This is a genomic window from Bacteroides sp. Marseille-P3684 (assembly GCF_900291465.1).
Taxonomy (GTDB): domain Bacteria; phylum Bacteroidota; class Bacteroidia; order Bacteroidales; family Bacteroidaceae; genus Phocaeicola_A.
Genome location: NZ_LT985808.1, coordinates 451,261 through 463,668 on the forward strand (window position 1 = coordinate 451,261; position 12,408 = coordinate 463,668).

The window sequence follows — 12,408 nt, forward strand, 5'->3', positions numbered from 1 at the left end:
AACATGAAGGCTAGCTCCGCACAACCTTGATGCCGATGCCCTGTCGCTCCAGCTCCTTGACAGCGCGGGCGATGGCTTCGTCATGTTCGGGACCGATGCCGAGACGGGTCAGGTCGAGCACAGGCAGCTCCTCGGTGGTGTGCATGTCCTTGTCCTCGACGCGGTCGATAATCATGCCCACGGCACTGGTGTTGTTCGTGATGGGGTCGATGAGGATGAACGAACCGGTCGCCTTGTTCTTCACGTAAGGGTCGAAGAACAGCTCCTTCGACGTGGTGAGCACGACGCGGGCAATCTGGTTCAGCTCCATCGGCAGCGTGTCGGCGGTCAGCCGTCCGTTTTCCAGTGAGAGCTGCTCCATCGTGTTCACGTCGACCTTGTACTTGATGCTGTCAACGCGGCAGCGGCTGGTGTTCGTCGTCTGCTTGAGGAAGAACGACTTGTCGGTGTCCATGCGTTCCTCATCCATCCAGACGAGCATCGCCTCGAAGTTGCGTCCCACGAGGGGGAGGTTGTCGGGGTGAACAAGCATCTCGCCGCGCGACACGTCGATTTCGTCTTCGAGCGTCAGCGTGACACACTGTGGCGGGAAGGCGTAATCCAGCTCGCCGTCATAGGTCACGATGCTCTTCACGCGCGACGTCTTGCCTGAAGGCAATGCCACCACGGGGTCGCCCTTGCGCACCACGCCCGATGCCACCTTGGCACAGAAGCCGCGGAAGTCGAGGTTCGGACGGAGCACGTACTGCACGGGGTAACGGAAGTCCGTCAGGTTATGGTCGTTGGCAATGTGCACCGTTTCGAGGAACTCCAGCAGCGACGGTCCTTCGTACCAGGGCGTACGGTCGGAGTGCTCCACGACGTTGTCGCCGTCGAGTGCCGAGAGGGGGATGCACTGCACGTCGGGAATGCCCAGCGGGTCGATGAAGTCATGATAGTCCGCCACGATGCGGTCGAACACCTCCTTTGAGAAGCCGACCAGGTCCATCTTGTTCACCGCCAGTACGACATGCTTGATGCCGAGCAGTGAGACCAGGTAGGAGTGGCGACGTGTCTGCGTGATGACTCCCGTGCGTGCGTCGACAAGGATGACGGCAAGGTTGGCCGTCGAGCCGCCGGTAATCATGTTGCGCGTGTACTGTTCATGCCCCGGCGTGTCGGCAATGATGAATTTCCGCTTGTTGGTCGAGAAGTAGCGGTATGCCACGTCGATGGTGATGCCCTGCTCGCGCTCTGCCTTCAGTCCGTCGAGCAGCAGGGCGTAGTCTATGTGGTCGCCGGCATTGCCCATGCGCTTGCTGTCCCGCTCCAGCGCGTCGAGCTGGTCTTCGTAGATTTTCTTGCTGTCAAACAGCAGCCGGCCTATCAGGGTCGACTTGCCGTCATCGACCGAGCCTGCGGTGAGAAAACGGAGAAGGTCCTTCTCCTCGTCCCGCCGCAAGAACTCTTCAATTGACAATTTATTGTTGTTCTGTTCTGTATCCATAGCTTTGATGTTGTTTTAGACGGATGCCCGTGGAAAGCCACGCAGGCGGATGCCCGGGCACCCCGCTGTCAGAAGTATCCCTCGCGTTTCTTTTCCTCCATGCTCGCCTCCTGGTCGAAGTCGATGACACGGGTGGTGCGTTCGCTCTTGGTGGTGGTCATCATCTCCTCCACGATTTTCTCGATGGTGTCCGCCTCGCTCTCGATGGCGCCGGTGAGCGGCCAGCAACCGAGGGTGCGGAAACGTATCTTCTTGTACTCGATCTTGTCGCGGTACTTCTCCGGCAGCCGGTCGTCATCGGGCATGATGAGCTGCCCGTCGATGTTCACCACCGGACGCACCTTGGCGAAGTAGAGGGGCACAATGGGAATCTGCTCCAGGCGGATGTACTGCCAGATGTCCAGCTCGGTCCAGTTGCTCAGGGGGAACACACGGATGCTCTCTCCCTTGCGGATGCGGGCGTTGTAGATGTCCCACAACTCGGGACGCTGGTTCTTCGGGTCCCACTGGTGGAACTGGTTGCGGAAGGAGAAGATGCGCTCCTTGGCACGCGACTTCTCCTCGTCGCGGCGTGCACCGCCGAAAGCGGCGTCGAACTTGTACTTATCGAGGGCATGGAGCAGCGCCTGGGTCTTCATCAGGTCGGTATGTACCTTGCTGCCGTGGGTGAACGGGCCCACCCCGGCGCGGAAGGCTTCCATGTTGCTCTCCACGATGAGGTTCCAGCCATACTTCCGCGCGTACTCATCGCGGAACTGTATCATCTCCTTGAACTTCCACTTCGAGTCGATGTGCATCAACGGGAAGGGGACTTTGCCCGGCGCAAAGGCTTTCTCCGCCAGGCGCACCATGACAGACGAATCCTTGCCAATGCTGTAGAGCATCACGGGATTCTCGAACTCTGCCGCCACCTCACGGATGATGTGGATGGACTCGGCTTCGAGTTCCTTCAGGTGACTGAGTTTGTAGGTCTCTTTTTCCATAGAATCAAACTTCTTTGCCTCGGACCGGCAGTCGTCGGCAATTGATATTTTTAGCGGACGGATGCTTCCTGCACGCCTTCTTCCGCCGTCCGGATGCACAGGGCACGGTGCCGGCAGCGGCGTGGGGAGGACAGGCGGAAGCCCCCGTCATCAGACATTGATCAGTTTCAGGATGCGGTCCACCGACTCTTCGACGGTGAGCTGCGAGGTGTCGAGGCTCAGCGCCGGATGCTCGGGGACCTCGAAGGGGGCGGAGATGCCCGTGAAGTCGCGGATTTCGCCGCGGCGTGCCTTGGCATAGAGTCCCTTCACGTCGCGCCGTTCGCACTCCTCCAGCGGGGTGCTGACGTAGACCTCATAGAAGTCCTGCTCGCCGATGATGCGTGCTGCCATGCGGCGCAGCTCGTTCGTCGGGCTGATGAAGGCTGCCAGGGTGATGATGCCGGTGTCAACAAAGAGCTTGCCGACCTCGGCGATGCGGCGGATGTTCTCGACCCGGTCTTCAGGCGAGAAGCCGAGGTTGCTGTTGATGCCCGAGCGGATGTTGTCGCCGTCGAGGATGCGGCAGAGCAGGCGGCGGCGCTGCAGCTCACGTTCCAGGGCGATGGCGATGGTGCTCTTGCCCGAACCGCTCAGTCCGGTGAACCAGATCATCATGCCCCGCTGCCCGAGCAGCTGTTCCTTGTCGGCGCGGGTGAGCATACGGTCGAATATGGGGTAAATGTTCATGTCGGTTTATCTGTTTTTGAGTTTCTAGTCTGTTCAGTCCATGTCCCGGCGGACGGAGGCTCAGAAGGGCCATATCAGCGGGATGAGCCCCACGGAGACGACCATCACGATGAAGTCCAGCGGCAGACCTATCTTCACGAAGTCGGTGAACTTGTAGTTACCGGCGCCCTGCACGATGAGGTTCGTCTGATAGCCGATGGGGGTGGCGAATCCTGCCGAGGCGGCAATGCAGATGGCAATGAAGAACGGCATCGGGTCCGCCCCGAACTTCGTCGCGGTCTCCAGTGCCAGCGGGAACGCCAGCGCGGCAGCGGCATTGTTGGTCACCAGCTCGGTGATGAGCAGCGTCACCAGGTAGAGCAACGCCAGCGCACCCCAGGCGCCCAGCGACCCGGCTACGTCCTGGATGAAGGTGGCGATGAGTGCCGCCAGTCCCGATTCTTCCATCGCCGAGCTGATGGCAAAGGCGCAGGCGATGGTGATGAGGATGTCCCAGCTGATGTACTTGGTATACTTCTTCGGCGGGAATATCTTCAGCCACGCCATCGCCACAGCCGTGACGGAGGCGAAAAAGAACATGTCCATCTTCACACCCGGGAAGTGTTCCTGCATGTAGGGCAGCTCGCCCACGGTCGCCCCCACAATCATGAGGATGAGCAGCGTGAAGGCGGTCCACTTCTTCCATGCCGGGACCGGTGTGGAGGGGATTTCCTGTCCGTTGGTCATCATCAGGAAGACCGACGAGTCGCCCCACGTCCGTGTGAAGGCACTGTCCGCCAGCAGGACCAGCGTATCGCCCTCCTGGAGACGGACCTCTCCCAGGTTCTCGGTGAGCACCTGACCGTTCTGCCGGATCTCCTTCACCTCGGCACCGTAGCGGCGCTTGAAGTCGAAGTTCTTCAGCTTCCGCTTCAGCCCCGGAAAGCGCGACGCCAGCACGACCTCGACCACGTGCTGCCCGTTGTCCTCGGCGACCTCAGCCTCCTCGTCCTCGAAGTTGTCGGGACGGTCGGCGGGCAACAGCCGTTTCGACACGAACAGAATGTAGAGCAGCCCCACCACCGTAATGGGGATGCCGATGTAGGCAAGGTCGAACATCTTCAGCCCCTCGAAGCCGCGGTCGAGCATCATGCCGTGCACGACCAGGTTGGTCGATGTCCCGATGAGGGTGCAGAGACCACCCAGGATGGTGGCGTACGACAGCGGGATGAGGAACTTCGTGCACGACAGTCCCACACGCTTCGCCCAATGCTTCAGGATGGGCGCGAAGATGACCACCACGGGGGTGTTGTTCAGGAACGCCGAAAAGGCGCTCACCACGGGCAGGATGCGCAGCTGTGCCCGGGCGACCGACGTCCCCCGGGAGGGGAGCAGCTTCTTCACCACCGCGCTCAGTGCACCGCTCTGTCGGATGCCTTCGCTCACGAGGAAGAGCAGCGCCACGGTAATCATGCCGCGGTTGCTGAATCCTGCCACCATCTGGCTGGGCGAGATGATGCCTGCCGCCATGAATACCACGACGACGCTCAGCAGCACGATTCCGGGACGCATCTTGTCCAGTATCAGTGCCACGAGCATGCAGACCAGCCCCAGCAATACGAATAGAATCTCGAAATTCATAGCTTATCTTGTCTGAATAATCCGAACTCCCCGGTCAACGTGTCGTCCGGCCGTTCCGGGAAACGATGAACCAGGGGTTGAGCAGGTCCTCCTTGTTATAGCGCACGGGCTCCTTCGTCTCCCACTGCCAGACCTCTCCTCCGGCGGCACGGACGATGGCATGCCCCGCCGCCGTGTCCCACTCCATGGTGGGTGCGAAGCGCGGATAGACGTCCGCCTTGCCCTCGGCGACCAGGCAGAGCTTGAGCGAGCTGCCGATGCTGACCAGTTCCAGGTCGGGACGGGTGCTGCGCAAGGAGTCGATGTAGGCGGTCGTCTCGGCATTCGCGTGCGACGACGATGCCACCACGACGTAGCGCGGGTGCAACTCCGAATAGGGCAGCCGCAGCGAACGCCCGCGCAGGGTGTCGAGGTCGCGGATGCCTTCGAGCGAGGCGATGTCGGGCATCTTGTACGCTCCGTTCGCCTGGTCGGCAAAGTAGAGTTCACGGCGCGTAGGGACGTAGATGACTCCCGCGACAGGCACCCCGTCGGTCACCAGCGCAATGTTCACGGTGAACTCGCCGTTACGCTTGATGAACTCCTTCGTGCCGTCCAGCGGGTCCACGATCCACAAGGTGTGCCAGGCGCTCCGCTCGCTGTAGGGGATGTCGCGCCCCTCTTCACTCAGGACGGGATAAGGGGTGGATGCCAGTGCCGCCGCGATGACGTCGTGCGAGCGTCGGTCGGCGATGGTCAACGGGGAATTGTCCGCCTTACGTTCCACGTGGAAATCGGCGTTCGGGTCTTCGTAGATGGCGAGAATCTCCCTTCCCGCCTTCAAGGCTGCCTCAATGGCTGTATAAAGTAGTTCCATACTCAGTTGTCTTTCGTTGTATCGTTGTCGGGCGTCCGTCCGCCGGTGTCGGCAGGCTCAGAACGCCTCGGTCATGTTCAGGTAAAACAGGTTCTGGCGGTTGACCATGTCGCGCCCGAAGTCCAGGCGCAGGTTCATGCGCGGCTGAATCTCGATGCGCAGACCCACACCGAGGTTGGGCAACACGCCTTCGACCCTCGTCGGGCGCGGGCCCATGAAGCCTGCCCCACCCCACACGGCGTAGCCCACGTGGTGGAGCATGCGTTTCACCCAGGTCGTCCGGTCGGTGTTAATCATCTGACGCCATTCGGCAAGTGCCAGATGGGCGCTCTTGTCGCGAAACTGCCCCATGTAGTATCCTCGCAGGTCGAAGGGAGTGCCCGTGAGGGCGTACTTCAGCAGCGGGACGGTGCCGAAGACATTGTTTGACTGCACGGTCCACGTCAGCACCCGGCGCTCGCCCATCGGGCGGTACTGCCGGTAGTCGAGCTTCAGCTGATAGAAGTTGTTGTCGCTTCCGAAGGCGCGTGTGTACGCCATGCCGCGCACGTCGAGGTACAGCCCCCTATAGGCATTCGAGGGCACGTCCCGCGTGTCATAGGACACCACGAAGCCCAGACCGGAGCTGAGCTTGTGGTAGCTGCCCGGCTTGCCCCCGTCCGCCACGTAGGAGGCGTCGGCGACCATCCCGGCGGCTGCACTGCTGATGTCGTCGTAGTTGACATCGAACTGCGGACCGACGAAGAAGTCGCTCTCTCCCACCCGGAAGAGGAACTGCGGGTTGAGCTGGAAGCCGCTGTAGGAGTATTCGGTGGTAGCTTCACCGCGCTCCGTACGCTTGTTCGTCACGTATCCCACGCCGTAGTAGTTCTCCACCGTGTTCTTCCAGCTGAAGGTGCCGAAGATGCGGAAGCGGTCTCCGCGGAAGAAGAGCTGCGGACGGACCATGAGGTTCACTCCGCTCCCCTTGAACATGTATGCCATCGTCAGGGGGACGACCGACCGTTGCAGGAGCGTGTCGGCAGGGTCCGTGCGGAAGGTCATCAGTGCCGTGGCGCCAAGCACCACCCCGAAGTCCGGCGTGTAGCCGGGACCGCCCATGATGTTGTAGTGCAGGTTGCGCTTTGCCACACGCTGACGCCTCAGGGCGCGTGCCTCCTTGCGCGAAAGTCCCTCACCGGCGCTGTCGGCAGGCAGGGGGGCGTCCGTCTGTGCAAACGTCGGCAACAGGCAGCCCAGGCAGAAACAGATACTCAGCAGTCGCTTGTTCATAAACTCGTCATTGTGTGTGTGTTTGAGGGGCAAAAGTAGTTGCTTTCTGTTAAAGAAACTAATAACGAATGGTTATATAGCTTTAAAATATCAAAACTGAAAGCTGCGATTGAGTTTTCAGCACCCAATTTCCGCATCCGCGAGTGTACGCCAATCCGCTTTTATGTGTATTTTTGCGAACGGACGGAACCGTCCGTATACCCCGCCGGAAGGGGCTCAAAAGGCGCCTTTGTAACCATCTGTGTATCAAGGCTTCCGTAAGCACCTGTCGGTACGTTCGTACGGACGCGTCGCCACGAGCGTACGGACGCGTCCGTACGAAGCTTCCCACCTGCGGAAGGAGAAAAACGGACGTGCCGGGACGCGGAAAAGGACAAAGTTTGTAGTGTTTTTTCTCAAACGGAAGTCGGACGCCACCCCCGCTCCTCCCGCCGGCTGAAGCAGACACAACGCCTCTTCGGCTGAACAACCGAGACACCGTCTGCACAACGGCAGGATGCGGACGACGGAAAGCCGGACGCGCAGCGTGCACTATATAATAAGGTGAGAATTCATCATCAAGACATATCAGGACTATGAAACGAAAAGTGATTGGAATCGGAGAAACGATTCTCGACATATTGTTCCGCGACGGACAGCCCACGGCGGCGGTGCCGGGCGGCTCGGTGTTCAACGGCATCATCTCGCTGGGGCGCATGGGGGTCCCCGTGGACTTCATCAGTGAGACGGGCAACGACCGTGTGGGGCGCACGATTCTCGACTTCATGCGTGCCAACGGCGTGGAGACGTCGCACGTCAACGTGTTCCCCGAGGGCAAGTCGCCCCTGTCGCTCGCCTTCCTCGACGAGCACAACGACGCGGACTACCTCTTCTACAAGGACTATCCGTCACAGCGGCTCGACGTCGTCTTCCCGGAGATAGCCCCGGACGACATCGTGATGTTCGGCTCCTACTTCGCGCTCAACCCCGTGCTGCGTCCGAAGGTGCTGGAGTTCCTGACGTACGCCCGGGAGCACGGCGCACTGCTCTACTACGACGTCAACTTCCGCTCGACCCACGCCTCCGACGCCATCAAGCTGACGTCGACCATCCTGGAGAACTTCGAGCTGGCAGACATCGTCCGTGGGTCGACAGACGACTTCCGCCACATGTTCGGCATCACGGACGCGGACCGCATCTACACGGACAAGGTGAAGTTCTACTGCCCGCGGCTCATCTGCACCTCCGGTCCGGAAGCCGTGACACTGCACAGCGAGCAGGTCAACAAGACCTACCCCGTGCCTCCCGTCGAGACGGTGAGCACCGTGGGCGCAGGCGACAACTTCAATGCCGGCATCGTCTACGGCCTGCTGAGCGAGGGCATCCGGCGCGATGATCTGCCCCGCCTGACCGAGTCAGACTGGGATGCCGTCATCCGCAGCGGCATGGACTTCTCTGCCGAGGCGTGCCGCAACCTGGGCAACTCCGTCTCCCTGGATTTTGCAAAACAATTGACAATTGACAAGTGACAATTGACAATTACCGTCCGGCGTTGGACGAAGAGGAGACCGACTCAGCTGTAGCTTAAGTCCCTCTAAAAATTACCGCCTTGTGGGACTCATGCCCAACAAGGCGGTAACTATTAATTGTCAATTGTCCATTGTCAATTGTCAATTAAAACGATTGTCAATTTACTTCCTGCCCCCTCCGAAGACATAGCCTACGGACAGGCCGAAGTTGTTGTACCCCTCCATGCAGGCACGCGAGTACGCCGTCACCCGCCAGTGGCGGATCAGCTCGACGCCTGCCCGCGCCGTGAAGAGGAAGCGTGTACCCTCGTCGCCGTAGGACCCCTGCATCTCCTTGCAGCCGGCTACGCCGAGACCCATCCCCACAAAGGGAGAGACAGACTTGCCGCGCATGAAGTTGTAGTCGCCCAAGAGCGAGAACGAGGTTATCCGGCAGGCGAGGTCGCCCTCAGCCGGATGGCGCACGGTGCTGCCCATATAGAACTCAGCACCGAAGTCGATGGGGAGGAAGCTCACGTTGTAACGTCCTTCGAGGGCGAAGGCAGGACCCAGACGCCGGTGTCCGGCGTAACTCTCCAGTCCGTAGGTGGTACCCACAGAGAGTTCCACCTCAAAAGGCTTGACTTTTTGTCCCCAAGCCTCAGTCATCAGTCCCAGCAGGGCGATGACGATAAACAAAGATTTCTTCATACGATTATAGATTGATAGGTTAAACCCGAAGCGGTCCGTCGGACGTCCCGAACCCTCTTTCGCTTCGAGGGCCTGTGCTCCGGGTCGAAGTCAGTCATTCACACGCAGACAAAGATACACATCCGTCCAAGGAATCCCATCCACCGGTCCAATCGTTAGGAAAGATTAGCAAACCCGTCCGCCCCCTTAACAAACCTCGTCGATTTTTTAGAAGCTAAAGGCGCTGAGAATTCAAAAATCGCGTCCCGATGGACGGATGGTCGGGAAAAAACGCATTCTCAGGCGATTCGCGAAATACACTTTGTCAGCATACAGGCGCATCCATAGCACATATGTAATCCCTATACGGTTTCATCTTGTCACAATCGGACCGTACAATGGCTGAATCGGTTTACATTTTAATAGTTGTCAGTCGGGCGCCTCCGGCACGGTTCCAGCGAAACGGGGCGGCTGACGGACGGAAAGTCCCTGCCATCCCCACGTGACAACCGGAAGCCGGAGCATCCGTCAAATGTTAACCCATGCAAAACCGCCTGCCTGCCCCCACATTTATCTCCATGGGACCGACGGTCCTAAAACTTAAAAAGTTATCTTTGTGGCAGACTGCTTCTTTAACCACTAAACACCACCACTCATGAACGTACACTTCAAGCGTGGGTTCGTAGCCATGTTGCTATGGAACCTGTTTCTCCTGCTCCTTGTCGGCATCAACAGTCTCTGCACCGGCAAAGGACTCAGCTTCCACCTGTTTGGCGACGAAATCGGAAACACCGCGTATTTCTTCCTCGCCCTCTGGTCGCTCGTATGGTTCTTCGTCGGGCACCACGGCAGCAGGGAGTACACGGCGCAGAAAGCCGTCTTTGCCGCACAATACCCCGACGTGGATGAGCACCTGCTGACGCTCGCCTTCCGGAAGGCGTACTTCGCCCGGTACTTCAAGTACATCTACCGCGTACTCGCCGTGATGATTTTCTTCTACGGCGCCGCCTACTGGGAGCACTTCACGACACGCACCGGGGTCTACATCACCTGCTTCATGCTGGTGTCCCTCGTCTGCTATCACTACCATCGGAAGTGGCAGGTCGAGGAGATGAACTGAACGTTGCGGGAGAGAAAGAACTGAACACGGTCTGTATGCCGACGGGGCATGCAGACCGTGTCTGTTTCCGGAGGGGCGCCTCCTTATTTATCTATAAAACCGCGGGAGCAACAAAACGGAAAAAGGAAAATTTCCCTAACTTTGCAGGCTGTGGATGAAGAAAGTCTCTTGATACTCCAACAGCAACCAAACGAAACAAACCCACGAGGGGCGTGACCGCATACTGCCGACGGCACTGACCCGCAGACCCGACGGCACACCCCTTCCCTAACCATTTTTGAACAGTATGGAATTAAACTACGACGTGGTCGTCATCGGCGCAGGACACGCCGGATGTGAGGCGGCAGCCGCTGCTGCCAACCTCGGTGCGCGTGTCTGCATGGTGACGATGGACATGAACAAGGTAGCCCAGATGAGTTGCAACCCCGCCGTGGGTGGCATCGCCAAAGGACAAATCGTCCGCGAAGTCGACGCCCTAGGCGGATACATGGGACTGGTGACCGACCGCACCGCCATCCAGTTCCGCATGTTGAACCGGTCGAAAGGCCCCGCCATGTGGAGTCCCCGCGCACAGTGCGACCGGGGAAAATACATCTGGGCATGGCGCGAGGTGCTCGACCGTGTGGACAACGTGCACATCTGGCAGGACACCGTCACCGAGCTGCTGGTGGACAACGGCGAAGTGACCGGCGTGCGCACCCAGCTCGACGTGACCATCCGTGCCAAGGCTGTCGTGCTCACGGCAGGCACGTTCCTCAACGGGCTGATGCACTTCGGACGGGTGAAGCTGCCCGGCGGACGTGTCTCGGAACCCGCCTCGCTCCTGCTCACCGAGTCCATCGCCCGGCACGGCATCCGCTACGCCCGCATGAAGACCGGTACGCCGGTGCGCATCGACGGACGCAGCGTGGACTTCAGTCTCATGGATACGCAGGACGGCGAGAACGACTTCCACAGCTTCTCCTTCATCAGCGAACCGCGCAAACTCAGACAACTGCAGTGCTGGACGTGCTACACCAATCCCGCGGTGCACGACGTGCTGCGCAACGGACTCCCCGACTCCCCGCTCTACAACGGACAAATCCAGAGCATCGGCCCGCGCTACTGTCCGAGCATTGAGACAAAGATTGTGACCTTCCCCGACAAGGAGCAGCACCAGCTCTTCCTCGAGCCCGAGGGCGAGAACACCGAGGAGCTTTACCTCAACGGCTTCTCCTCGTCCCTCCCCATCGACATCCAGGTGGAAGCGCTCAAACACATCCCCGCCTTCCGCAACCTGGTCATCTACCGCCCCGGCTACGCCATCGAGTACGACTTCTTCGACCCGACCCAACTCAAGCATACGCTGGAGTCGAAGGTGGTGAAGAACCTCTTCTTCGCCGGACAAGTGAACGGCACCACGGGCTATGAGGAAGCCGCCGGTCAAGGACTCGTCGCCGGCATCAACGCCGCCATCAACTGCGGCGGAGGCGAACCGTTCGTGCTCCACCGTGACGAGGCATACATCGGCGTGCTCATCGACGACCTGGTGACGAAGGGAGTCGACGAACCCTACCGGATGTTTACTTCGCGTGCAGAGTACCGCATCCTGCTCCGTCAGGACGACGCCGACATGCGTCTCACGGAGCGTGCCTACCAGCTGGGGCTCGCCACCCGCGAACGCTACGACCGCCTCTGCCGGAAGCGTGAAGACATCGGGCGCATCCTGAAGTTCACCGAGACCTACTCCATCAAGGCGGACCTCATCAACCCCGCCTTGGAGAGCTTGGGAACGACGCCCCTGCGCCACGGTTGCAAGCTGGTCGACCTCATCAACCGACCCCAGATTACGCTGGAGAACATCTCCGCCCACATCCCTGCCTTCAAGCGTTGCCTCGACAGTGTGACAGAGCGGCGCGACGAGACCATCGAAGCCGCAGAGGTGCGCATCAAGTACCAGGGCTACATCGACAGGGAGCGGATGATTGCCGAGAAGATGCAGCGACTGGAGAGCATCAAAATCCGCGGCAAGTTCGACTACGCCTCGCTCCAGTCCCTCTCCACGGAGGCACGTCAGAAGCTCCAGCGCATCGACCCCGAGACCCTTGCCCAGGCAGGACGTATCCCCGGCATCTCACCCAGCGACATCAACGTCCTGCTCGTCCTGATGGGACGGTGAGAGTCGC

General features: G+C 59.8%; 10 protein-coding genes. 3 read left to right on the forward strand and 7 right to left on the reverse strand.

The features are described from left to right. Positions 1 to 10: 10 nt before the first annotated feature. From cysN to C8275_RS01855, 6 genes are all read right to left on the reverse strand, one after another. On the reverse strand, positions 11 to 1,486 hold the full coding sequence (gene cysN / locus C8275_RS01830) for a sulfate adenylyltransferase subunit CysN (RefSeq protein ID WP_106483853.1): 1,476 nt from the start codon (positions 1,484 to 1,486) through the stop codon (positions 11 to 13). Positions 1,487 to 1,554: 68 nt separating this feature from the next. Then, entirely contained in the window at positions 1,555 to 2,469 is a 915-nt protein-coding gene (gene cysD / locus C8275_RS01835) for a sulfate adenylyltransferase subunit CysD (protein WP_022383360.1), read from the reverse strand. Positions 2,470 to 2,619: 150 nt separating this feature from the next. Then, positions 2,620 to 3,198, reverse strand: coding sequence for an adenylyl-sulfate kinase (gene cysC, locus C8275_RS01840; protein WP_022383361.1), 579 nt, complete (start codon positions 3,196 to 3,198; stop codon positions 2,620 to 2,622). 60 nt (positions 3,199 to 3,258) lie between these two features. Further along, complete coding sequence (locus tag C8275_RS01845) at positions 3,259 to 4,818, reverse strand: SLC13 family permease (protein ID WP_106483854.1); 1,560 nt, start codon at positions 4,816 to 4,818, stop codon at positions 3,259 to 3,261. 34 nt (positions 4,819 to 4,852) lie between these two features. Beyond that, positions 4,853 to 5,680, reverse strand: coding sequence for a 3'(2'),5'-bisphosphate nucleotidase CysQ (gene cysQ / locus C8275_RS01850; RefSeq protein WP_106483855.1), 828 nt, complete (start codon positions 5,678 to 5,680; stop codon positions 4,853 to 4,855). 51 nt (positions 5,681 to 5,731) lie between these two features. After that, entirely contained in the window at positions 5,732 to 6,946 is a 1,215-nt protein-coding gene (locus tag C8275_RS01855) for a BamA/TamA family outer membrane protein (RefSeq protein ID WP_106483856.1), read from the reverse strand. A 575-nt stretch (positions 6,947 to 7,521) separates the two neighbouring features. Here C8275_RS01855 and C8275_RS01865 point away from each other — a divergent pair. Next, a complete protein-coding gene (locus C8275_RS01865) occupies positions 7,522 to 8,454 on the forward strand; it encodes a carbohydrate kinase (protein WP_106483858.1) in 933 nt (310 codons plus the stop codon). Between the two features lie 162 nt (positions 8,455 to 8,616). Here the strand turns inward: C8275_RS01865 and C8275_RS01870 are convergent, their stop codons facing one another. Then, the gene (locus tag C8275_RS01870; RefSeq protein ID WP_157948127.1) at positions 8,617 to 9,144 is read right to left on the reverse strand and encodes an outer membrane beta-barrel protein; all 528 of its coding nucleotides are present in this window, start codon (positions 9,142 to 9,144) and stop codon (positions 8,617 to 8,619) included. Positions 9,145 to 9,778: 634 nt separating this feature from the next. On the opposite strand from C8275_RS01870, the gene C8275_RS01875 reads away from it, so the two are divergent. Both C8275_RS01875 and mnmG read left to right on the forward strand, forming a co-directional pair. Continuing rightward, complete coding sequence (locus C8275_RS01875; RefSeq protein ID WP_106483860.1) at positions 9,779 to 10,243, forward strand: hypothetical protein; 465 nt, start codon at positions 9,779 to 9,781, stop codon at positions 10,241 to 10,243. A 286-nt stretch (positions 10,244 to 10,529) separates the two neighbouring features. Further along, complete coding sequence (mnmG, locus tag C8275_RS01880) at positions 10,530 to 12,401, forward strand: tRNA uridine-5-carboxymethylaminomethyl(34) synthesis enzyme MnmG (RefSeq protein ID WP_106483861.1); 1,872 nt, start codon at positions 10,530 to 10,532, stop codon at positions 12,399 to 12,401. The last annotated feature ends 7 nt before the right edge of the window (positions 12,402 to 12,408 follow it).